The organism is Pandoraea horticolens (assembly GCF_902459555.1).
GTDB lineage: Bacteria > Pseudomonadota > Gammaproteobacteria > Burkholderiales > Burkholderiaceae > Pandoraea > Pandoraea horticolens.
The window spans coordinates 1-23,430 of sequence record NZ_CABPSM010000020.1; the positions used below are offsets into that span (position 1 = coordinate 1).

Sequence of the window (23,430 nt, forward strand, 5' to 3'; positions counted from 1 at the left end):
GACACCGCCGGCAACCGCCCCAACGAAGTTGTTGGCCTGGGTAAAGAAGGAAGGGGCATTGTTCGTCGGCGTGTCCATTCGCTCTCCTCGGAAAGGATCCGTCGAGTTATTTCGTGAGCGTCGGGAAAGTGCCGGTTCCGGTCGGATCCCAACTGGAATTAGCCCCCACTTTCAAGGAAAGCAGCCCGTTTTTTCCGTTGGAAACAACAGTAAACAAGCTACTGTTTCCAAATTGGTCCCATATGGTTATCTGCGTATCAGCTAAAACAGGGGATGGATCTCCGCTAGAGTAAGAGAATCCACTCGCCAATGCTGCATTTACCAAATAATATATCGCCACGACATCATCTCTACCACCATATTCCAACTCCACTAGTGACCACATGGGGTCGTTTCTATCATCGTCTTTATAATCCACTATAATGAACGCAAATTGGTTATTAGGAGACCGATTCCATATATAAGACGCGCAGTCTGTGGGGGGGATTTTACGGTCATGAGACATTTGCATCCAGGTATCGGATACCGTGACACCTTTTGTTAAGTCGTACTTTAATATGTAAAATCCATAATCGGTTACTCTAAGATAATTTGCGTACTGGCGATAGGGAACAGACCACGATGCACGCGTTATAACATAAACGTCATCTAGTCTAATCGTGTCGACAGCGGTATTGGACAGGTCGTAGCGTTTCGGAGGGAGTGTTTCGATTGCGACAAATGAATGATCGGTCGGATCCATCAGGCTGGAAGCCGCTGTTTTTCCGTTGGCCATGGTCAGTTGGGCGCCAACCTTAAGGGGGGTAACCGTCGACGTGGGGGAGCACGAGAGATAGAGCTTAAATTTGGATTTGTCGACAGATTTGTCTGGATCGGACGAGTGGGGAGCACTCTCCATCGCTTGAGGAAGATGATGAAATTCGTTTTCCTGATCGGTGAACGACCATCCCTGTGGAAGCGCATCGCCACTCGTGTAGTCGATGAGTTGAAGGGTCGATTTTACCCTGTCGAGCACGTCTTGGCTGAGCGGCACATCATTCTTATTGGGGTCCACCGCTGTGATGAAAACCAGAATGCCGATCTGATTCAGACCGTTTGAGTAAATTGCACCCCCGTCGAGACCGGATTCTGTAATGAGTTCAATCAGCGTTGTTGACCACGCGTGTTTCCAGTAAGCGTCATTTTCTCCATAATCGGGAAAGGGATGATCGCTAGACGGGCCGTCGAATTGGGCAATGAAATAGTCGCCCACAGCACCGTTTTGGCCCACATCCGTAGCGCTAACGATGAAAACATCACCGGCCTGAGCCGAATCACCCCATTTCTTGAGGTTATCATAAGTTCCGGCGTTGGAATCAGACGTTTGCCTCTTCATGAAACCGCCTCCAAATTTACGATGACGGGCAGCCAAATCAACTTGGCTTTCTCCCTGTCGAATTAAAATTTTTTTGGCGCGACTTGGGTAAGACGGGCGGCCAATGTTGACTGCGAATCGCTGGTCGTCATGGCCATCTTGACAAGAGCCTGGAAGCCAAGGGCTGCAAGCATGAGATGCGTGCTCGCGGAATCACCATGAGGCCACATACGTTGGTCATAGCCAACTATTCGGATTGCTAGTATGCGTACAGAAACATTACGCTCATTACTTGGACGTTTCCCCATCTTCAGAGAAGACTAAATGCAATGAAGCCGAGTCACTAGTGGGCTCTGGCCCCGTTGCGAATCACGTGCACGGTTTCGACGCCGAGAGGATTCTCGCAGCGGAACGGAAGGTCTCGAGTCCGAGCATCGGGCGTGTTCGTTGTTTGATGGCCCGGTTATGCGCAGCAACACGAGTTCGGCCCTAATGCGGCGCCGTGACGCGGGGACCGATGTCGGCGGTCGGGTGGCAACGCTTCGCGTAGTGTCCTGAACTTCCCTTTCCGGCCATGGTGGCCGGCAGGAGAAGAAAATATCAAAGTCGCGCAAACGGCCTGGCAGGACTACCCCAACCGTGCCCCCAGCGCCGAACGCGCAAGTCGCTCAATTTCTCAATGAGCTTGACGCCTTCCTCGAGGCCGTCCGCCGTCCGCCCTTGTTTCCATTGGCCGAAACTTTAGTTGCCTCTCCCTGCAGGTTGCGCCGGAACGTCTCCGGAGTTTTCCATATCGCGATAATCGAGAGTGTGGCACCAAACATGACGTATCCCGCTACCAGTGGCCAGTGAGTTCCATTCGGTCCGGCAAGCGCCGTGGCGATGAATGGTGTAAGTCCGCCGGCCAGAATCGAAGCGATTTCTCGTCCAGCAGCGGCACCCGTATAGCGGCGATCGGCCGGAAACAGTTCCGCAAACAATGCCGGTTGTACGGCGTTCAGCGCATTGTGTCCGATGTTCAGTACGATGACATAACCGAGGACAATAAGAGGGAACAATTGAGTGTGCAGCAACAAGAAGAATGGAAATGCTGTCACGAACACAACTACGGCGCCAAACAGGTATACAGGCCGACGGCCAATTCGATCCGAAATTGCTGCAAAAGCACCATGTGCGGGGAAGGCAAGCACTGACACAATAAGCATTGCGCTGTTTAACGTGCCACGTTCGATTCCCAGTACATTTGCGCCGTAAGACAATGCGAATACGGTGAGCAAGAAGTAGGGAAGCGCCTCAGCAAAGCGCAACCCAACGATCAAAAGGAGGCTGCGCCAGTCATCACGGAATGTGGCAGCTATCATGTTCGCATTCGGGACTGCCTTGCGCACCGATGGCACTACGAATTCGGTAAATACGGGTGTCTCGGAGAGGTTGCTGCGCATCCAGTACGTTACGCTGAGCAGTAAGGTCGAAAACATGAACGGGACGCGCCATCCCCATGACAGTAAGGCTTCCCTGGGAAGAGAGTACACCCAAGCAAAGATCAGCGTGATCAATATCTGTGCGGAAAATCCTCCCGTATTGGGCCAGGCGGTGAAGAAGCCTCGCCGATGCTCTGGTGCTGTTTCCAGCACGATTACCATCGCCCCTCCCCATTCGCCGCCAACAGCGAAGCCCTGCGCCAGTCTCAGCAGCACGAGCAACAGCGGCGCAAGCACCCCAATCTGGGCGTAATCAGGAAGTAATCCGATAAGCAGCGTCGAAAACCCCATTAAGCCGAGCGTGACAAGCAGTGCTGACTTCCTGCCATGCGTGTCGCCCCATCGGCCGAAGTACAGTCCGCCGAGAGGACGGGCGAGGAAACCGACAGCGAACGTGCCAAATGCCGCGAGCGTGCCGATGAAACCGTCAGACTCAGGGAAGAAAATCTGCGGAAATACGGCAGATGCGGCCGTACCATAGACTAGGAAGTCGTAGTATTCGAGCGTGTTACCCAGGAAACTGGATGTCACCACTTTCCAGATGTTGCGATCGCTCTGCTTTATGTTGACCGTGCCCATAGTGACGAACCCGCAAGATTCGTTTTTTCGCATGTTATGCAGCGTGATTGCCACGAACGCTGGGGAAATGGGGCTCCCCGTGATGTCGCGTCAACTAGTTAATTCGTGCCAATAAGGACCCGGGACGGCGGCACAATTGTGTCTCGCGGTGAAGGCGTGGGTCGTGCCCCCCTTTGCGTACTGACTGCCTCGCACTTTGTCGCCGGCAAAGGGACTGGCCATGACAGTTAGGGGACACAATTCAGATTAACGAAACGCGAGTCTTGGACGCAAATGGGCAACTCCGTCCAATTTGCAGATTCGTAGCGATTTTTTATCATGCAGTCAGGTTCATGAGATCCCCGTCCAACGTCGGCACGCACTGCAACCGGTAGTCGTTGCGGAGGTGGCGCGTGGCTACGCAACGTGCACACGAACCGTCAATCCTCGGCCGTTAGGCCCACCGTCGAGGGTGACTGTGGCTCATCACTCCGCCACGCCCGCCCTCGCCTTCGCGATCACCTTTATCTCGAACTTGGACCGCTGCCGGGATCGTAAGCACTTCTAGCCTATGATTGGCCCGCTGCCGCGACGATAGACGAGGGCGTGGCGCGCGCCCCCGATCGCTCTAGTGCGCCACGGATCGGCAATAGGAAGAACTGCAACGTGTCTGGCTGGACCTCTTGCCGACCAGTCAGTCCGGGAGACAACCTGCGGTTCACATCGGCCCCGCGCCACCGTTGCGGAGCCGGCCCTCGGCGCGCTTCGTCAGCGTGCCGTCTGCACGAAGGTAATTTTTCAGAGAGCCGGACACGACGCCGTACTGCGTAGCCACGCCGTCAAGCCCGCCCGCCTCATCAATCCCCCGCTTGCCGAGGTGCTGCCACTCCCGCAACATTTCGAGGGTGACTTCCTTGCCCGACGGGTTGAGCCGGTCCTCGGCGCGCTTCGTCAGCGTGCCGTCTGCACGCAGGTAAATTCTCAGCGCGCCAGACGCGACGCCGTACTGCGTGGCCAAGCCGTCAAGCCCGCCCGCCTCACCAATCCCCCGCTTGCCGAGGTGCTGCCACTCTCGCAACATTTTGAGGGTGACTTCCGTGCCCGGCGGATTGAGCCGGTCCTCGGCGCGCTTCGTCAACGTACCGTCTGCACGAAGGTAAATTTTCAGCGTGCCGCACGCGACGCCGTACAGCCTGGCCACGCCGCCAAGCCCGCCCGCCTCATCAATCCCCCGTTTGCCGAGGCGCCGCCACTCCCGCAACATCTCGAGCGTGATGTCCTTGCCCGGCGGGTTGAGCCGGTCCTCGGCGCGCTTCGTCAACGTGCCGTCTGCCCGCACGTACATTTTCAGCGTGCCAGACACAACGCCATACTGCGTAGCCAAGCTGTCAAGCCCGCCCACCTCATCAATTCCCTGCGCGCCGAGGCGCTGCCACTCCCGCAACATCTCGAGGGTGATGTCCTTGCCCGGCGGATTGAGCCGGTCCTCGGCGCGCTTCGTCAGCGTACCGTCTGCACGAAGGTAATGTCTCAGCGCGCCAGACGCGACGCCGTACTGCCCGGCCACGCCGTCAAGTCCGCCCGCCTTGTCAATCGCCTGTTTGCCGAGGTGCTGCCACTCCCGCAACATCTCGAGGGTGATGTCCTTGCCCGGTGGGTTGAGCCGGTCCTCGGCGCGCTTCGTCAGCGTGCCATCTGCACGAAGGTAATTTTTCAGCGCGCCAAACGCGACGCCGTACTGCTCGGCCACGCCGCCAAGCCCGCCTGCCTCGTCAAGCCCCTGCTTGCCGAGGCGCTGCCACTCCTGCAACATCTCGAGGGTGATGTCCTTGCCCGGTGGATTGAGCCGGTCCTCGGCGCGCTTCGTCAGCGTGCCGTCTGCCCGCAGGTAAATTTTCAGCGCGCCAGACGCGACGCCGTACTGTCTGGCCACGCCGTCAAGCCCGCCCGCCTTGTCAATCCCTTGCTTGCCGAGGTGCTGCCACTCCCGCACCATATCGAGGGTGACTTCCGTGGCCGGCGGGTTGAGCCGGTCCTCGGCGCGCTTCGTCAGCGTGCCGTCTGCACGAAGGTAAATTTTCAGCGCGACAGACGCGACGCCGTACTGCCTGGCCACGCCGTCAAGCCCGCCCGCCTTGTTAATCCCCTGCTTGCCGAGGTGCTGCCACTCCCGCACCATCCCGAGGGTGACTTCCGTGGTCGGCGGGTTGAGCCGGTCCTCGGCGCGCTTCGTCAGCGTGCCGTCTGCACGCAGATAATGTTTCAGCGCGCCAGACGCGACGCCGTACTGCCTGGCCACGCTGTCAAGCCCCCCCGCCTCATCAATCCCCTGCTTGCCAAGGCGCTGCCACTCTCGCACCATATCGAGGGTGACTTCCGCGCCCGGCGGGTTGAGCCGGTCCTCGGCGCGCTTCGTCAGCGTGCCGTCTGCACGCAGATAGTGTTTCAGCGCGCCAGACACGACGCCGTACTGCCTGGCCACGCCGTCAAGTCCCCCCGCCTCACGAATCCCCTGCTTGCCGAGGTGCTGCCACCCCCGCACCATCTCGGTGGTGACCGCCATTCGTCCGCGCCCCGTGCCAATTCCTTTGCGGGGGATTTGGGCCGGTGCAGGCATTAAATCAGCATCGCCGCGACTGCCTGCGTCGTGTGACGCTACGCGCTTTCGATCGCTGCCGCTGGCATGCGCCTCCTGAGTTTCGGGGTGCGGCGATCGTCGAGCCGAGGTCGACGGCATGCCAGAGAACCCATGGGTATGCAAAGCCAATTCGTCTTGCAGGTCCAGCGCCCCTTCAAGTATTGCTGCTGTTGAGGGGCGAGACGGGCGTTCGGTCCAGCTTGATGGCGTGCCGGCCAGTGCTTGGGCATTGACGCGCATAGGCGGTTCCGTTCGCCCCCCCGTCTGATCTGCCTGGTGCACTAAGCGCACATTGACGCCGACAATAGTCGGCTGCGTTGATGTTGACGTCGACTGGCCTACGTTTCCCGGGGCCTGTCCGGTGCCTATCGTCATTCTGAGGGGCGGCAGGAATTGACTCAAGCTCAACGGCATACGGGACCACCCGTCAGCCTGACGCACCTCACGTACGTTGGCGCCAAGGATAGTCGACTGCGTTGTGGTAGTAGGTAGTGCCGACGTTGAGGTCGTCACGAGGAGCCGGGAGCGCGGGGTCCCAGCGCCGGAAACAGGATACATTGGATTAATCTCACGGAAGCGCTTTCGATCGCGGCGTGCCCGTCATCGTCACAGCCCGCCGTGTGCTTTTTATTGTCGCAGAGACTCGCCGTCCACTTTTGCACAAATCGCTCTTTCGATATTGACTAAAAGTGCCCAACGCCCATAAATGGAAAATCCCGATGGAACCCATACCGGACGGTGATCTGGACGCGCGAGTCGCTACGCGAACGGCCGTCGCGTGAAGATCCGCTGAATCTGCTGCGTGCGCTGCACGTCATCACCGTCGAGATAGATGGAGGTCGTCGAAATCGATGCGTGCCGCAGGTTATCGCGCATGGTCGTGCGCGTTGCCCCGCCAGCCAGTGCGTGTGTTGCGTGCGAGTGTCTTATCCAGAGCGGCGTGACCTGCCGTAGCTTGTCTGCGAGTAGCGGATGATCAGCTTCGACGATATCCGGCCAGCTTGTGGCGCAGCCCTTTCTCTCGGAAGGGGTTGCGCACGTCGACGTTGCCGTTGTCTGCACCGTTAACGGCCCGAGCCGGAGCTTGTGGCTGGCTTCCTGGGACATTTTGATATCTCTCGACAGGCAGCGCCGATAGTTCGTGATCCCAGCATAGACACGAGCCCAAAGTGCCTCCTTCGGCGCAGCTATGGACGGATGATCGGGGCGACTCGTAAAAGGCCGGTTGTACCAGGCGTAGCGGCACACGGGAAAGCGGCCAAGTGGGTCTGGCAAGCGCACGGCGGGAGCTGCGGCTTGCCACCCCAGTGAGCGATTCATGCAAGCGCCGATGGCGAGCTTATGCAACAGTGAGACTGCCCACAATGGGCCATCTGACGATGGCAGGCACATCACGAACAGGAACTTCTATCAGGCAACGCCATGCTTCCCGTTTCCGGCGCAGAGGCCCGGCGCCTCCAGCCCTCAGTGGCTGCATCAACCTCAGCACTGCCCCGACAGAGCGCACTACCGCCGACTACGCTGGCCGCCAGCGTGCGCGCGGTGTATCAGGCCAGTGAGTCATCCGGCATGCCGTCGAGCTCGCCCCAACGCCCGTCTCGCCCCGCAACAGCAGCAATACTTGACGCGGTGCTGGACATGCAAGGGGTACCGGCGGCACATACCGGTGCGTTGGCTGGCATGCCGCCGAGTCCGCTTCAACACCCGTCTCGTCCCCCAACAGCAGCAATACTTGACGCGGTGCTGGACATGCAAGACGAATTGGCTTTGCATACCGATGGGTTCTCTGGCAGGCCGCCGAGTTTGCTTCAACACCCGTCTCGCCCCGCAACAGCAGCAATACTTGATGCGGTGCTGGACATGCAAGGGGTACCGGCGACGCATACCGGTGCGTTGTCTGGCATGCCACCGACCTCGGCCCGACGATCGCCGCACCCCGAAACTCAGGGGCTGCATGCCAGCGGTTGCCATCGAAAGCGCGTAGCGCCACAGGACGCAGGCAGTCGCAGCGATGCTGATTTAATGCCTGCGCCGGCCCAAATCCGCAGCAAAGAAACTGGCACGGGGCGCGGGAGAGCGACGGTCACCACCGAGATGGTGCGGGCGTGGCAGCGCCTCGGCGAGCAAGGGATTGATGAGGCGGGCGGGCTTGACGGCGTGGCCAGACAGTACGGCGTCGCGTTTGGTGCGCTGAGAATTTACCTGCGCGCAGACGGCACGCTGACGAAGCCCGCCGAGGACCGGCTCAACCCGCCGGGCACGGACATCACCCTCGAGATGTTGCAGGAGTGGCAGCACCTCAGCAAGCAGGGGCTTGACGAGGCGGGCGGGCTTGACGGCGTGGCCAGACAGTACGGCGTCGCGTCTGGCGCGCTGAAAAATTACCTTCGCGCAGACGGCACGCTGACGAAACCCGCCGAGGACCGGCTCAACCCGCCGGGCGCGGACATCACCCTCGAAATGTTGCGAGAGTGGCAGCACCTCGGCAAGCGGGGAATTGATGAGGCGGGCGGGCTTGACGGCTTGGCCACGCAGTACGGCGTCGCGTCTGGCGCGCTGAAAATTTACCTGCGCACAGACGGCACGCTGACGAAGCTCGCCGAGGACCGGCTCAACCCGCCGGGCAAGGAAGTCACTCTCGAAATGTTGCGGGAGTGGCAGCGCCTCGGCAAACGGCGGATTGATGAGGCGGGCGGGCTCGACGGCGTGGCCAGGCAGTACGGCGTCGCGTCTGGCGCGCTGAAAAATTACCTTCGCGCAGACGGCACGCTGAAGAAGCCTGCCGAGGACCGGCTCAACCCGCCGGGCACGGAAGTCACCCTCGAAATGTTGCGGGAGTGGCAGCGTCTCGGCAAGCAGGGGCTCGACAAGGCGGGGGGGCTTGACGGCGTGGCCAGGCAGTACGGCGTCGCGTCTAGCGCGCTGAGAAATTACCTGCGTGCAGACGGCACGCTGAAGAAGCGCGCCGAGGACCGGCTCACCCCCCCTGGCAAGGACATCACCCTTGAGATGTTGCGGGAGTGGCAGCGTCTCGGCAAGCAGGGAATTGACAAGGCAGGGGGGCGGATTGACGGCGTGGCCAGGCAGTACGGCGTCGCGTCTTCCGCGTTGAAAATTTACCTGCGCGCAGACGGCACGCTGACGAAGCGCGCCAAGGATCGGCTCCGCAAGGATGGCGTGGAGATGTAATGGATGCCGCCCTCCCCACGGGGATTGAGACTGGGACTGGAGTACGAAGATGAAGAACGTGGCTGTTCTGTAGGGTTGTCTTGCCGCGAGCGCGAAGTGGTCCCTCGAATGGATACGGCATCGATGTGCCCAGAGGGCGATAGACTGAGGTCTTCACCAACACCGTCGAGGGTCCGACATGAATTGGAACGCAGGTATGGGTGCTGGACAAATCATCGGCTTGTTCAATGGTCACCAGGTGTTTGGGCTGGACATTGCCAAGAGCGTTTTCCAAGTTCACACGGTGGACATGGACACGGGCGAGATCATTAACGAGCAGATCAAGCGAGCGAAGGCGCTTGAGTATTTCATCAATCGTCGGCCCTGCTTGATCGGCATCGAGGTATGCGGCGGTGCGCACCACTGGGCACGCAAGTTCAGGGCGCTGGGTCACAGCGTACGGCTCATCCACGCCAAGGCAGTACGGCCGTTCGTCTCCGGCACAAGACCGACGCGACGGATGAATCGCTCGCTTCGGCACGCTCGGCCGCGTGCCTGCTCCGTTTCTGCTGCGCTCAGACAATAGCTTGGTGTTTACCTTGCGAAGCTACACGGCGCTGGTGCGCGGCTACGGATTGCGCCAAGAGTTCATCACGCCGCATTGCCTGCAACAGAACGGCTTGGTTGAGCGCGTCATCCGTACGTTGAAGAGCAATGCGGGTATCGGCAACGCTTCGAGACGATCCAGCATGCCGTTCGCATGATAGGTGGACTGGATTCGCTTTCACAACCACCAGCGCCCACACCAAGCGCTTGGGATGAAAACCCCGGCTGAGACATTTGCGTTAGCCGCTTAACTTTTGCAGGTCCCGCCGGGTCATTACACTCGCGCGGAGCGATTCGAAAACAGGCAGGCGGCCTAGGTTCTTCTCGCGCCGGGGTTAGGTGGCTGCAGTAAGGGCTCAATCAGTGTCCATAATTCATCGCCGATGATCGGCTTTTACCCGTCTCTTCGGTCTCGGATGTTCCGATGCCTGAGGTTAACAGCTTGCCGCGCAAGTTAACGGTCAAATCGGATCTTTATGAAACCCTCTCTTAGAAATTAAAATATGTTCTCCGTTCTCCCAACCACGTCAGCCATGCGAATCGAGGCCGCCATAGTCAATAGGAATCGAGACGATACACCCGCCAATCAAATGACGCCATGCATCTGGCCTATCGAAGGCGAGTCAATTCACTTCGAATATGAAAAAGCCGCCTTACTGGGTGAAGGGGGGCAAAAATGTTGTTGGAAAATAACATCAAGAGACGTCGCAGGCGACTTTGTTCTTCTTGAATATCGCTATCCATCGTCGTTGCACGACGACAGGTTTCTCGAATATGATGACTGCGACAAGGAATATGCCTATCATCAAGCGCATGAAGTGGCCGAAATAAATTCAGACAAGGAAATAACAATACTCAAGAGGTTGCGGGGTCTCGTTGGCGCATTACAGCTGCAGCGTGTAATACAATGCAAAGGGAACGACTTTCGGCCACAGATTCATGCAATAGTCGACTTCCACAACCGCGGAAACCTAAAAGAATTCTCGACGCAGAATATCTCGCTAAGCACTCGTGAAAAACTTGGCATGGCCATCGACATGATGAAAGGACTGTGTTCAATAATCGATAATAAAATATATCTCACCGACATCAAGGCGGAAAATATCCTTCTGGATGATACATCAGGACGGTTGACTGCCACCATTTGTGATTTCTGCAATGCAGATATCCTGGAAGATTTTACTATCGATGATAAAAAGCACAATCTCGAATGCCTATTGGATATTATTCGACGCGACATCTTCAAAGCGAACTACAATTGCGATGTCGATAATATAATTCAGTATGATCGCAACGCAGAAGACATTTGCCTGCGGGATTTTTTATATAAGCTTGTCGGCGCGTTGAACAATGTGGCCTGACCTCATCTGGACGGCCTGTCACGTCGCACGGAAATTTTCTGATGGTAATCGTCAAAATGCGCAAAAACTTCTCAAATGAAGAAAATGTGCACCACATGCATTCTCACCTTATCGGTTCGAATAAGCTAGGCTGGCGCGACGATCACTAGTGACTTCCGTCAAGAAGATGCAAACGGGAATATCCCGATCCATTGAGATCACACCGGGTTAGACATTGGACTGCTGCCGGGATCGTAAGCACTTCTAGCCGATGATTGGACTGCTGCGTCAGTTCGGCCAGCGCGTGCTCGCCTTTGACCGCTGCCAGCGCCACCTTCGCTTTGAAGCGTGCGTCGGGTTCTATTTGTCATTTTATCGGTTCCTTTTCCGGCATTATCGCTGGCTCAAGGCTCCGTCCAAACTACTTATCAGCTTGGCTAAATTTGCGCTGCCACCTCTCTGTGTCGGCGGTCAATAGCAAAAAGCAAGAGCGCGACGAATAGAAATGAAGGTTTTTTGAAATCAGGAGTTTCGGAAAAAGCGTAACGTTTCATCTGCGAGATCGGCAGTAACTCATTGGGACATGTGACTGGATTCTCCTATCGACACCAATCCGTGCATCGTCGGACTTTGCAGCAACGCCCGGTGCAATCCGTTGATCTGTTTCGCATCAAGCTGCCCAAGTTCATCCACGGTGGACGGGGTGAGAGCGGATCTCGCATTCGCGACACGCGCAGTTGGTCCGGCCTCAGCCCCGCGACGGTGGAAACGGGGTTCCAACTGAAGTGAAACTGGATGACCGGCGTTTGGCCTTTGGGAGCTCGGCTACGAACCCGTGCAGGGCGCTCGCTAGTAGCCCACTCGAATTCCGTCCGACCTCATCCCGTGCTACCCACGCCGATCGCTTCCGCCAGTTCATCTTCGCCAGTTGCGTCGACTCAGCCGTTGAACGCGCAACCCTCCTCATCCCAGCAAGTCAATGAAGCCCAAAGACTAGTGCTTGAGTATGTGGGGCAAGAGAACGAACCGGGGCACGAGCGACGCTGCACCGCGTTATTGGCCGCGCTCGCCTGGACTCATCGCCAGCTCAACCCGATAGGTGGCGCCGACATCGAGCCGGCGCGCCGGGAGCTGATTCAGCATCTGGCCCGTTCATGCCGAGAAGAGGTAGACGCCAAGACATTGGCTGATACTCTCGCAAGCCTTTGCGTTGTTAACGCGCACGATAGCCAGTCCCTTGATCCATCGCCAATTCACGTGCAGCTCGCTCATGACGTGCTCTCCACGCTGAATATTCGCTTGGACGCTCACGAGCTCCTGAGCGGACTGATCAGAAGCTTGCCTGGAGGGCATGACAACGGCGTCGATGAACTCTACCGGTCTGCGCTATGCGCATGGGCGGCTCTCGGGCCACAGGAGTGGGGGGACAAGGGGGGGCGCGCGATCGCCAAGAACAGGATTTTCAATATGGCCGATGGCAAACTGGATTTGCGTGGATTAGGGTTAGGCTGTCTGCCCGAATTGCCTGCGGGCCTCACGTCGCTTGACGTAAGCTACGACGATCTGACCGAGCTGCCGGCCTTGCCTGCGGGTCTCGCGACGCTCGACGCAAGCGGCAACCTGTTGACCGAGCTGCGGCCCTTGCCCGCGAGCCTCACGACGCTTGACGCAAGCGATAACGCGTTGACCGAGCTGCCGGCTTTACCTGCGGGTCTTGCTGTGCTTGATGTAAGCGGCAACCAGTTGACTGAGCTGCCGGTCTTGCCCGCGAGCCTTGCGATGTTCGACGCTAGCGACAATCAGTTGATAGACTTGCCGGTCTTGCCCGCGAGCCTCGCGAGGCTCAACGTAAACGTCAATCGGTTGATCCGGCTGCCAGCCTTACCTGCAAGTCTCATGCTGCTGTACGCGCAACGCAACCAACTAGCCCAACTGCCAGCAAGCGCTTTAAGTATGCCGCATGATGGTCAGGTATTTGTTGAGAACAACCCATTCTCGCCGGCCTACCTGCAACGACTGCGTGTGGCCACGTCTGCGCCAAGGTACAGTGGGCCTCAGATCCACTTCTCCATCGAGGCTGCCGATGCGAGCATCGCAACGGCGCGCCCCCTTCCCGAAGCGGTTCGGGACTGGTTCAACAGCGACGAGCAAGCACAGGTTCACCGATGGCAAGCGCACAGCGAGGAAGCGCACGCTGCGGAATTCTCTCTGTTTCTGGACCGCTTGAGAGTATCGGTCAACTATCATGCCGGCTTCAAAATGGCGGTCGCCAGTTGGCTATCCCAGCTCGCCCAGGACGGGGAGCTTCGCCAGCTAGCCTTCCAGACCGTCCAAGGGGCTACCGAGTCCTGCGAGGATCGGGTCGCGCTTACTTATAACAACCTGACGAAACTCAGTCATGCGCACGCAGTCACCCGTGGCGAATATGATGCCAGGCTCGACGAGATCGTCGACCGTGGGCTCGGCGCATTTCGCTTGGACGCGCTGGAGAAGATCGCCCGCAAGAAAGCCCAAACGTTACCGCTGGTTGACGAAATCGAAGTCTACCTGGCCTATCAGGTCCAGTTGCGTGACCGGCTGAAATTGCCTACCGACATCGCAGACATGCGCTTTTTCCATGTCTCAGGGGTGGTGCCGAAGGATCTGAGGGACGCCGAGCAAGAGGTTCGCGCTCAAGAGTCCGCAGAGTTCCCTCAATATTTCCTGGTGGAATGGGAGCCTTGGCAGCAGGTACTGGCGCGGTTGGATCCTGAGGGGACAGAGCGAGCGCGTCAGAAACTGCAGGACATACTCCCCGCATATGAGCAGGAAATGGCGGCGCGGCTGGCCAGTCTTAGACTGCCGGAAGATCCCGATACGCAGGCACAGATCGGGGTTGGCATCATGAAGGCACAGCAGTTGGAGGTCTATAAAGAGCTCACTCGGGAGTTCTTGCGCAAGCGGGATAAGGAGGCGCTCATGGAGCGGATCATAGGCATATCAACATCGGTTTAGAAGTGCCCCCTTAACCGGTTATCGGCGTCGGGAAAGAAATGACCTACCCCGGATCAAAAATCATGATGATCATCGGCTTCGCGTGCCACGTGGGTCAATGTAATGCGATGATCATCGGAATGGCCTGCCCCACAGGTCACGCCCAAGCGGTGGGCATCGCATCACATTGACCCACCAAGGCCGGTTCGGCGGTGTCGGCTGGCGACTTGCAATCGAAACCCGCCGTGCTTGCAAGCGACGCGGCTTCCTGCTCGAAATAACTGCAACTGACGGAACCTGCGTGCTCGGATTATCCGCAACTGTGCTTGCGTTCCATCGCCGCCGGCTCACATTAGCTGCATCTGCGCGCGACTTCGCTCGACCTTGAGGTGTTATTCGATCGCGCAGAAGACAGAGGGCAGAAATCAGTCGACGGAGAACCCAATGCGATTAGCTGCGCTCTCGGTCGAAGGCAAGCTCGGGGAGGTCCCTCAGTAACGCCATCGAATAGCAGTCGTTGTATACGCCATCGATCTGAAGCGCGCGCCTCATGAGCCCCTCGGCTTCGAAGCCAAATCGTTCGTAAAGTGCTTTGGCGTTTTTGTTGTCCGCGCGCACCGCGAGCTCGATGCGCGTGAACCCCTTGGACCATGCTGCCGCAATCGTTACACCCATCAATTTCGAGCCGATACCGAGATGTCGAGCCGACGGAATCAGACCGATACCCAGAGTGCCGACATGTGATCTGGCCTGGCCGTATGTCGGCAGTACGTCGCACCATCCAACAACATGTCCGTCGAGCACGGCAACGGACATGTGTCCGCCCCCAGCAACGATGGATCGATAGAAGGCGAATGCCTCCTCTTCCGGAGGGGCTTGCGTGAATGCCAGGAACCGCTTCTCGCGCGCAACCGTATCCAGCACGCAACGCAAGCCCGTGAAGTGCATTTCACGGAGAGGTTCGACTACCAGGCTCACGAGTTCTTTCGAGTTCTTCATGTCAGATCGGGTGAAGACGCTATCGGAGCGAATGCTGGTAATCGTAACAGTTCTGCTACGGACGTAATTCCAATAATCGATGGTTTGATGGACGTCTGCTGGCCGTGATCGGCACAACTGACCTCCCCCTCGAAAAACCGTAGCATCCAAAAATGGAGATTTCTGGCAAATTTGAAGCTCGGACGTGCAAGAGATTTGTATGAAGAAATCGAGATTCACCGATGAGCAGATAGCTTTCGCACGGAAGAGATGCGAAGTGGGGACCACGGTGGCAGAAGTGTGCCGGAAGATGGGTATTTCCGAAGCCACGTTCTTCAATTGGAAGAAGAAGTACGACGGCCTCGGGGTTTCCGAGTTGCGACGCTTGAAGCAACTCGGGGGCGAACGGACGACCGGCTACGAAGTCAGGGGCTCGAATCGCCCGACCCGCACCGACTGGACATATTGCTACGCGCGGAGGCACATGCGTACGAATCCAGACTGCTGACGGATATCATCGGCGGCGTCCAGCAGGCGATCCAGTGCAGTGCGTGACGTGTCGGAAATGTGATCGGCAATTCCGCTAGAGGGCAAGCGTTGAATCGATCTGGGATTTGCGGAGACAACCCACATTCGCGATGGCCTGGCGGCCTCGTTCTGTTTTCAGCGACAGCACGAAATCGTCGATGGTCTGATTGATCTGCTGATGCAGATCATCCGCAGGTTCGACAATAAGGCCGAGAAGAAGGTCAAAGAGCAACTGCTGGAGGACTTTCGCCGTGCGCGGCAAGACTGGCGGCTGTTTCGTCTGGTGGAGGCTGCCGTCGATCATCCTGACGACTCCGTCAAACAGGCACGCTATCCGGTCGTCGGGCTAGAGACGCTAAAGGATCTCGTCAAGAAGTTCAAAGCAACTGGACGGGCGATTCGATCTGGGCATGGGCAAGCGGCTGTCGTTCGAAGCGTTAGCGGCCCGAGAGAGAAATTATCATCCTATCAATATGGCTGCCCTGGTGATTGATTTCTGTCTCCCCAAAAAACCAATCAATGAAATCAATTTTCAATTGTGATCGGCGTGCTGTCGCAACCTGTCAGATATCTATGATCGAGACATGATCGTCGGCTACGCGTGCACCTCGACCGTCGATCAGAAGGCCAGCTTTGAGGCTTAACTGAAGGCGCTTCGCGCCGCCGGTTGCGAAAAACTGTTTCAGGAGCAGGTTTCGTCTATCGGCGAACGCATCCCGCTTGCTGCTGCGCTTGAATATGTGCGGGAAAGCGACGTGCTCGTGGTCACGAAGCTCGACCGTCTGGCCAGATCCGTCGCAGACCTGATCGCAACAATGCAGCCACTCGATCGCAAGAACATGGGCCTGCGCGTGCTGAACCTGGGCGAGGCCACCGTTTATCGAATTCTCGCCGCCGCCAAGGCGACCGAATCAGGCTGAGACCGTCGGGCTGCGGCGTCCACATTCGTAAATCGCACTTATGGCAGCTATGTGCGCACTACCCCTATTAGCGACGAGCGTAATGTACCGCGTGGGACAAATCGTCACATTTACCGAATATTGAAAGAGCGATTTGTGTAACTGTGAACGGTACACCTCTGCGACAATAAGAAGCGCACGGCGGGCGGCGACGATGACGGGCACGCCCGCTATCGAAAGCGCTTCCGTGAGATTAATTCAATGTATCCCGTTTCCGGCACTTCTCCCCCCCGCTCGCAGCTTCTCGTCACGACCTCAACGCAGTCGTCTATCCTTGGCGCCGACGTGCGCGAAGTGCGTCGGACTGACGGGTGGTCCCGTACATCGCCGAGTTTGGCGCAACTCCTGCCGCCGCTCAGAACGATGAAGAGCACCGGATCTCTCCTGAGAAACGTGAGCCTGTCGACGTCCACATCAACGCAGACGACTACTGTCAGCGTCAATGTGCGCTTGGTGTACCAAGCAGATCAGACGGGTGGGCAAACGGAACCGCCTATCCATGCTGGGGCGATGGACGCCTTGCTGAACTTCGCCCAACAAACGCCGTCCCCCGGAACATCGCAACTATTGGGCAGGTTTGAGGCTATTCAGGAGAGCCTCGAGCGACACGTCAATGCCCAAGCACCGGCCGACATGCCATCAAGCTCGATCAAACACCCGCTGCCCCTTGAAACAGCACGCGCAGCGGAGAGGCGGGCAACGTCCCAGGACGCAGGCAGCAGAAGCGGTGCTGGTTTCATGTCTCCTCCAATAAAAATCCGCCGTCAAAATATAGACATCCAAACTTTGCGGGCATTGAAGGTCGCGTTGACCCACGACCCCCATCTTGATGTGACGGAATGGACGCAAACGAACCACATTCATACTCGGACAATAAGGAATTATGTATACAAAGGCGCGCTGACGCCGGAGGCACAGCGCCGGTTGGATGTGGCTGACGGGAAAGCGCCAAGCTTTAGGCCGGTGACAGTGGACGACTTACGGAACCTAGATGCCGCGCTGACCCTCGACCGCAGGCTTAACATCACAAAGTGGGCGCGAGTGAACCGCGTTCATCCCCGAACAATAGGACAATATATATTCAAAGGCGCGCTGACGCCGGAGGCACAGCACCGGTTGGATATGGCCGACGGGAAAGCGCCAAGCGTTAGACAGGCGACGGTGGACGACTTACGGAACCTGGATGCCGCGCTGACCCTCGACCGCAGGCTTAACGTCACAGAGTGGGCGCGAGTGAACCGCGTTCATCCCCGAACAATGACGCAATATGTATCCAAAGGCGCGCTGACGCCGGAGGCACGGCACCGGTTGGATGTGGCCGACGGGAAAGCGCTAAGCTTTAGGCGGGTGACGGTGGACGACGTACGGAACCTGGATGCCGCGCTGACCCTCGACCGCAAGCTTAACGTCACAGAGTGGGCGCGAGCTCATAGCCTGTATTCGAACAGGGTAAGAGCGCTCGTGCGACAAGGCAAGCTGAGGCCAGAGGCGCGGGAAAGGTTGCAGAATGCCGACGGGCAAGCTACGGTGGCGCAGGCCTCAGCTCAAGCTCCGGGACCTAGGAGAGTGGAGTCGGGCGACTTGCGGGCACTACGTGACGAAAGAGCCAGCGGCGGCCCGTTTGACCGGGCAGAGTGGGCACAAAGGCTCGACCTGTATCTCCCTGAAGTCAATAAATATGTAACGGCAGAAGGCGAGCTAACCGCAAAGGGACTGACCCTGCTGAATGCCGGATGAGGAAAACTGACTCACAAGATGCAGGGTGTAGTGGCCTAATGAATCAGGACACTTATTTTTGGCGAAAATACTCGCCATGAAGAGGTGTCTGATGACCAAACAATGTCGTGCGTTTTCTCCAGAGTTCAAACGCATTGCCGTGGCACTGGTGCTCGATCAGAACTACAACCATATGGACACATGCCGCCCTGTCGGGGTGGCCGAGTCCGTCTTGCTCCGGTGGGTTGAGCAGCTTCAGCTCGAACGTTGGAAAGCAATCGTCAAGAGTGGTGTATGCGGGGCGGTCGCACGATCAGGCGGCCAGCGCTTGAGGAGCCGGTGCGCTTTCAATCACCGGGGTTCCGTCTTTGAAGGTAACGCCTTTCAGAAGTTGATCAATTTTCGTGGTCCGCACATGCTGCTAATGCTCAGCAGGGATGTCACTGAATGTGAGCAGTGCGTCTCGATCTTTCGTGAGTTTCTCGACTGCCTTCGGGTACCTGGCCGCGTACGCGTCGACGAACTGATTGAACGCAACAATTGCATCGGCGCGCGTCGCAGCATTCCAGATCTCCGCGAGTGCCGCCTTGGCCTTCCAATGCTGCGATTTTGGCATCGCATTGCGGACGTTTCCGATTTTGCGAAACCAGCAGCGCTGATGCCGGGTCTGCGGAAACATCTCTTCCAACGCCCCCCATAGTGATTCGCCGAGCGCCTTGCTGGATCAGATCGTCCAGACCCGGCGCACCCATGATTTCCGTTTGTACTGTTTGACTGCTGTGCGTTTCCTGAGTAAGTTTCGCCATGGTGGTGGAGTTCGATTGAGAAAGTGTTACCGTGGAAAGCGCCATTCTCCTTCAATCGCCACCGCCCTCCCCTGCCTCCCTCTACGCCGCATACACCACTTCCGACGATAACTCCGTGGTAATCGGTTCGAGGCGCTGCAAAACCAAGTTATTCAGTCTCACAGCTAATTCACTCCCGCCAAGCCTGCGGCCCAGCTTCTCCAAACGGCGAAAAAGTGCTTGCACGATAGCTTTTCCCCTCGTGCCAACTTCGCTTCATCAAAAATAATAGCGCTATCGTTTTTATGGACACTGATTTTCCCGGTATCAGCCGGGTACGAAAAAACAGCCGCGACGGCCCACGGAACGAGCGGCGACAGGAGACAAAGTTATGGCAATACCTCCCTGCCTCACCGCAGCGACACGCACCAGCGTTCATTTCCGGCCTCGCCATTTTCCACGCACAATTCTCGTGCCGGCGCTTCTGGTAACCGGTCTGCTGTCGGCCTGTGGCGCCGCCCAAGCTTATGACATGAAGACCAGTCCATATCTGCTCGGCGACTGGGGCGGCTTGCGCACCGACTTGGCTGGGCGCGGTATTACCCTGAACTTGGGCTACACCGGAGAGGCCGCGCACAATTTCAGCGGCGGCCAGGACAAGCTGACGCGGTACACCGACCAATGGGTAATCGGCACCACGGTGGATCTGGACAAGCTAGCCGGCTGGCGTGGGGGCACCTTTCAGATGACCATCACCGACCGCAATGGCCGCAACTTGGGGGCTGACGCTGGCATCGGCAACAACATGCTGATCCAGGAAGTGTACGGTCGCGGCCAGACTTGGCACATGACGCAATTCTGGCTGAACCAGTCGTTCCTGGACGGCCGGATGCAATGGAAGATCGGCCGCCTCACCGTGGGCGAGGACTTCGCCAACTTCTCCTGCGACTTCCAGAATCTGACCTTCTGCGGCTCACAACCCGGCAACTTGGTCGGCAGCTACTGGGTCAACTGGCCCACCAGCCAGTGGGCTACACGCCTGAAGTTCAATACGTCTGAGCAGACCTACGTGCAGGCCGGCATATATCAGGTCAACCCCAACTATGTGAACGACGGCTATGCGCGCCGCCACGGCCTGTCGCTGGACAACCCCAACGGCACCACCGGCGCCCTGGTCCCACTAGAATTCGGCTGGCTGCCGAGTTGGAATGGCCGGCCCGGCTCGTACAAGTTCGGCGTCTGGTACAACACCTCGAACGGCAAGGATCTGTACCAGGATATCAATCACGCCCCACGCGGCGAAACCGGCCTGGCGCCACGCGAGCGCAACGGCCAGTACGGCGTGTACATCAACTTCGAACAGCAGATCAGCGGCACCGCAGGCGGCCGCGGCGCTTCAGTGTTTCTAAACGTCTCGCAGGCTGACCGCGAGACGGCGGCGCAGGATCATCAGATCGCACTCGGCCTGCAGTACAAGGGACCGTTTGCCCGGGCCCACGATGTCGTTGGCGTGGCGGTCGGCGCCACCCACAACAACGGTCGCTATGCCCACTACGTGCGCCAGCAGGATCAGCGCCTGGGGACACACACCAAGGTGGGCGACGGTTACGAGTATGTGGCAGAGGCTTATTACAGTTGGTCGCCGATGGCCTCCATTTACCTGCGGCCCAATCTGCAGTACATCAGGCATCCAGGGGGCACCAGCGCTAACCGCGACGCCTTCATAATCGGCTTGAAGACTGGCATCACGTTCTGAGCGCCACACCACAAAGAGACGGACGCGATCCCGATCTTGCGCCGCGTGTTGGCCGCTGCGTTGGCGCTGTCCGCCACGCTGTTCGCCGCCCATGCCGGCAAAGAGGCCCTCGTGACCATCTTTTCTATCGACGACTTGCGGGTCCAGCGCGAGGCCGCAACGAGCCAAGAAGCAGGATAGCCGCGATCGAGCGCAAGCAGGTCGCGCACTAAACTTGACATTAATTCGGATTGGACATTAACTGGACCAGTCGCCCCTCGGGCCGCCGGCAGGCAATGCGTCGGCGGCCCGAGGGGCGACGCAGCACGACGTTGCGCGACTGCGCTAAACGCGGTCACACCCCGGTTTTTTAGAGGCATTGACGGCTCCACCCTTTGTTACACGACGACGTCGCGCGGGACGAGTTGGTCGCCTCAATCGCAGGTCCCCGGCGTTTCCATGCGCAACTCTCGCTCGTCGTGGCGCCTCCCGATGAGTGAGCACCACGGATCGCCGGAGCTAATCTCGGATCTGGCATACCGAAGTAGGCGGGGGAGGCAGTGCCTGGGACGTGACAGGCGGGCGCGGCAGCATAGGTGCTACCCGCACGATGACGTGCGTCGCCGTCTCCGGCGTAGCGGTGGACGCCTACGGCGCTCATCAACGCTTCGCCACGCGTGAGCGGAAGGGCTGCGGCATAATCAGGCCCTGGTCAGAATATGATGGCTGGTCCCGTCGCATTTGCTCAATCACACCGCACTTCACCGCGACGCCTTCGCGAGGTACATCGCGACCAGCAACTCAACACTCTCCCCCAAGCGGCTTCATCTGATCGGCGCGCCTACTGGAAGAACCCCAAACCTTGCAACGCGCGCTCCAGTCGGCGGAATGCGTAATCGTCCGAGAAAGGTGGTGTGCGCGGCGGATCATAGACGTCGCCGCTGGTGCCGCTGACAATGAGGTCGATGGCATAGCAAGCCCCCGCGCGTTCGACGCGGTAACTCCGCGCGTTCAATCGATGGCTCATCCCGGCGTCACCGACCTCGAAGGTTGTGAAATTCAGTCCGGCAAGCCGGACATGACCGACGCGCTGCATGGGCAACTGATAACCGGGCGGGGGCTGCAAGCAGGTGCGGATCGATTCTGCGGCACGGCTAACGCCGACACGGAGTTCGCCGCGAGTCAAATCGTTGGAGCCGTTGAGCACCAGCGCGACCACCGGTGCGCCCTTCTCTTTGGGATCGGCATAAAGTCTCCACGCGGTGCTGGTTAGGAAATAGCTACTATCAAAGCGCGTTCTCGCCTCCAAGTCTGGCGGATAGTCGATGAAAAACCCGAACGGTTTGCTGGTGAAACGCTTTAACGCTGACGGGCTGTCCATTGCGGCCGATGCGGCCGATGCGACCGATGTCGCCGCTACAGGTACTTCGGATGGTAACGTTGAAGCCAATGCGTTTGTCGACACGCATAGCGTCAGCAGACATGCGGGCAATCTGTAATGGAGCATGATGAGTTCTCCAAGGCAAGCAACGGGTTGTCGTTGCCGTGCAGGGGGTGTTTCGCTCGCTTCGCATCGGACGCAAAGGAGCCGCCCCGGATATACGCCGAATAGCTGCGGGCCTGGGCGTATGCTGGGTCTTCTCCGTCGCCAACGGCACCCGCTCGCCGTGAATCTGAGCAGCGCGAATACTCACGATTTCACTGCCATGAGGCCGTAATTTTTGAAATTCGGATTTTTTTCATTGCATCTCAATAATATTATAAAGAATTTTCCGGAAAATTTCCCTATAGTAATACAGCTGTGATCGCTCAAATGGCATGACGACTTTCGACGTGGCTGTTGTTCGGTATGTAGCGTTTGGAGTCAACATTGAAAATCGACGGAGATTAATCATGAAGCCAGATCCTGTTGCAACAACCATCGAAGGTGATCATGCATCGAGCACCTTGCACAACGGGAATATCCACCATTCCATCTACATTACTCTTAAAGATAAAAGCCCGTCCGCCATAAAAAAGCAGTTGGAGCTTGGCAGAAAATACCTGACCAAACATCCCGGCGAGATATCCTTCTTTGCGACCGTGCTGGCGCGAAATCTCACACGTCACAAGCAGGTCGATTATTTGTTTAATGAAGAAGATTATGACGTTGCTTTCATCATGATTTTCGCCGATCGTCACGCGCACGACGCCTATCAGGTGTCGGATGATCATGTGAACCACTTCATTCCGAAGAGCAATCTGAACTGGCAAAAAATTCGCGTGTTCGATTCGGTGGAGGAGTAATTTGGTAAGCCCCCCCACTTCTAGCGCGGTTCAGAAGTGGGTGCTATGGGCTTTGTTGGCACGTGCATAAAGTGAGGACCGATCATTCCGCCGCACGATCTTTCAGTGCTTTCAAAGCCCGGCTGAACTCCCAGGCGCTGGCACGGCGGCTCATTGAAACGTTTATCTTGAACGCGGTGGTCAATTCCCGGTACGCACGACTGGCGTATTGGGCTCCGCGATCGGGGTGCAGCAGTAATCCCGGTGGCGGTTTGCGTTGCCTCCAGGATCACAGCCCAATACAACGAGCCCTCGCGGGTCCTGATGAAGGTGGTGTCGCTTACCC

General features: G+C 57.9%; 15 protein-coding genes and 7 pseudogenes. 12 read left to right on the top strand and 10 right to left on the bottom strand.

Going from position 1 to position 23,430, the window contains the following annotated elements:
* Positions 1-106: 106 nt before the first annotated feature.
* The 4 genes and pseudogenes from PHO31112_RS23370 to PHO31112_RS23385 all read right to left on the bottom strand — a co-directional run.
* Positions 107-1,375, bottom strand: a complete 1,269-nt coding sequence (locus tag PHO31112_RS23370) for a hypothetical protein (protein ID WP_150623594.1) — start codon at positions 1,373-1,375, stop codon at positions 107-109.
* Between the two features lie 647 nt (positions 1,376-2,022).
* Positions 2,023-3,468, bottom strand: coding sequence for an MFS transporter (locus PHO31112_RS23375; RefSeq protein ID WP_217427066.1), 1,446 nt, complete (start codon positions 3,466-3,468; stop codon positions 2,023-2,025).
* 643 nt (positions 3,469-4,111) lie between these two features.
* Positions 4,112-5,956 carry a hypothetical protein gene (locus PHO31112_RS23380; RefSeq protein WP_150623596.1) on the bottom strand — a complete coding sequence of 615 codons (1,845 nt, stop codon included), beginning with the start codon at positions 5,954-5,956 and terminating at the stop codon, positions 4,112-4,114.
* An 834-nt stretch (positions 5,957-6,790) separates the two neighbouring features.
* Positions 6,791-7,024 (bottom strand): annotated as a pseudogene (locus tag PHO31112_RS23385) (integrase); the annotation flags it as partial.
* Between the two features lie 1,029 nt (positions 7,025-8,053).
* Between PHO31112_RS23385 and PHO31112_RS23390 the strand changes: the two are divergent.
* The 4 genes and pseudogenes from PHO31112_RS23390 to PHO31112_RS27755 all read left to right on the top strand — a co-directional run bounded on the left by PHO31112_RS23390 (position 8,054) and on the right by PHO31112_RS27755 (position 10,056).
* Complete coding sequence (locus tag PHO31112_RS23390) at positions 8,054-9,220, top strand: hypothetical protein (RefSeq protein ID WP_150623598.1); 1,167 nt, start codon at positions 8,054-8,056, stop codon at positions 9,218-9,220.
* A 196-nt stretch (positions 9,221-9,416) separates the two neighbouring features.
* Positions 9,417-9,721: pseudogene (locus PHO31112_RS23395) on the top strand (IS110 family transposase); the annotation flags it as partial.
* A 77-nt stretch (positions 9,722-9,798) separates the two neighbouring features.
* The gene (locus PHO31112_RS27750; RefSeq protein WP_246178498.1) at positions 9,799-9,963 is read left to right on the top strand and encodes a hypothetical protein; all 165 of its coding nucleotides are present in this window, start codon (positions 9,799-9,801) and stop codon (positions 9,961-9,963) included.
* Between the two features lie 3 nt (positions 9,964-9,966).
* Complete coding sequence (locus tag PHO31112_RS27755; protein WP_246178500.1) at positions 9,967-10,056, top strand: integrase core domain-containing protein; 90 nt, start codon at positions 9,967-9,969, stop codon at positions 10,054-10,056.
* 48 nt (positions 10,057-10,104) lie between these two features.
* Here the strand turns inward: PHO31112_RS27755 and PHO31112_RS23405 are convergent.
* A pseudogene (locus PHO31112_RS23405) lies at positions 10,105-10,193 on the bottom strand (IS5/IS1182 family transposase); the annotation flags it as partial.
* A gap of 115 nt (positions 10,194-10,308) precedes the next feature.
* Between PHO31112_RS23405 and PHO31112_RS23410 the strand changes: the two are divergent.
* A complete protein-coding gene (locus tag PHO31112_RS23410) occupies positions 10,309-11,166 on the top strand; it encodes a protein kinase domain-containing protein (protein WP_150623600.1) in 858 nt (285 codons plus the stop codon).
* Positions 11,167-12,090: 924 nt separating this feature from the next.
* Entirely contained in the window at positions 12,091-14,139 is a 2,049-nt protein-coding gene (locus PHO31112_RS23415) for an NEL-type E3 ubiquitin ligase domain-containing protein (RefSeq protein WP_174995852.1), read from the top strand.
* Between the two features lie 429 nt (positions 14,140-14,568).
* On the opposite strand, the gene PHO31112_RS23420 is transcribed toward PHO31112_RS23415, so the two are convergent.
* The gene (locus tag PHO31112_RS23420) at positions 14,569-15,117 is read right to left on the bottom strand and encodes a GNAT family N-acetyltransferase (RefSeq protein WP_150623604.1); all 549 of its coding nucleotides are present in this window, start codon (positions 15,115-15,117) and stop codon (positions 14,569-14,571) included.
* Positions 15,118-15,316: 199 nt separating this feature from the next.
* On the opposite strand from PHO31112_RS23420, the pseudogene PHO31112_RS23425 reads away from it, so the two are divergent.
* A pseudogene (locus PHO31112_RS23425) lies at positions 15,317-15,502 on the top strand (transposase); the annotation flags it as partial.
* A 177-nt stretch (positions 15,503-15,679) separates the two neighbouring features.
* On the opposite strand, the gene PHO31112_RS23430 reads toward PHO31112_RS23425, so the two are convergent.
* Positions 15,680-15,928, bottom strand: a complete 249-nt coding sequence (locus tag PHO31112_RS23430; protein ID WP_150623606.1) for a hypothetical protein — start codon at positions 15,926-15,928, stop codon at positions 15,680-15,682.
* Positions 15,929-16,268: 340 nt separating this feature from the next.
* On the opposite strand from PHO31112_RS23430, the gene PHO31112_RS23435 reads away from it, so the two are divergent.
* The 3 genes and pseudogenes from PHO31112_RS23435 to PHO31112_RS23445 all read left to right on the top strand — a co-directional run.
* Positions 16,269-16,544, top strand: a complete 276-nt coding sequence (locus PHO31112_RS23435) for a recombinase family protein (RefSeq protein WP_217427067.1) — start codon at positions 16,269-16,271, stop codon at positions 16,542-16,544.
* A gap of 432 nt (positions 16,545-16,976) precedes the next feature.
* Complete coding sequence (locus PHO31112_RS23440; protein ID WP_174995853.1) at positions 16,977-18,320, top strand: hypothetical protein; 1,344 nt, start codon at positions 16,977-16,979, stop codon at positions 18,318-18,320.
* A gap of 91 nt (positions 18,321-18,411) precedes the next feature.
* Positions 18,412-18,552 (top strand): annotated as a pseudogene (locus PHO31112_RS23445) (transposase); the annotation flags it as partial.
* Between the two features lie 60 nt (positions 18,553-18,612).
* On the opposite strand, the pseudogene PHO31112_RS23450 reads toward PHO31112_RS23445, so the two are convergent.
* Positions 18,613-18,996: pseudogene (locus tag PHO31112_RS23450) on the bottom strand (transposase); the annotation flags it as partial.
* Positions 18,997-19,616: 620 nt separating this feature from the next.
* On the opposite strand from PHO31112_RS23450, the gene PHO31112_RS23455 reads away from it, so the two are divergent.
* Positions 19,617-20,840, top strand: a complete 1,224-nt coding sequence (locus tag PHO31112_RS23455; protein WP_246178510.1) for a carbohydrate porin — start codon at positions 19,617-19,619, stop codon at positions 20,838-20,840.
* A gap of 820 nt (positions 20,841-21,660) precedes the next feature.
* Here the strand turns inward: PHO31112_RS23455 and PHO31112_RS23460 are convergent.
* Positions 21,661-22,326, bottom strand: a complete 666-nt coding sequence (locus PHO31112_RS23460) for a hypothetical protein (RefSeq protein WP_150623612.1) — start codon at positions 22,324-22,326, stop codon at positions 21,661-21,663.
* 386 nt (positions 22,327-22,712) lie between these two features.
* On the opposite strand from PHO31112_RS23460, the gene PHO31112_RS23465 reads away from it, so the two are divergent.
* On the top strand, positions 22,713-23,105 hold the full coding sequence (locus PHO31112_RS23465) for an antibiotic biosynthesis monooxygenase family protein (RefSeq protein WP_174995854.1): 393 nt from the start codon (positions 22,713-22,715) through the stop codon (positions 23,103-23,105).
* A 127-nt stretch (positions 23,106-23,232) separates the two neighbouring features.
* On the opposite strand, the pseudogene PHO31112_RS28280 reads toward PHO31112_RS23465, so the two are convergent.
* Positions 23,233-23,364, bottom strand: a pseudogene (locus tag PHO31112_RS28280) (IS3-like element ISBvi3 family transposase); the annotation flags it as partial.
* Positions 23,365-23,430: the final 66 nt, after the last annotated feature.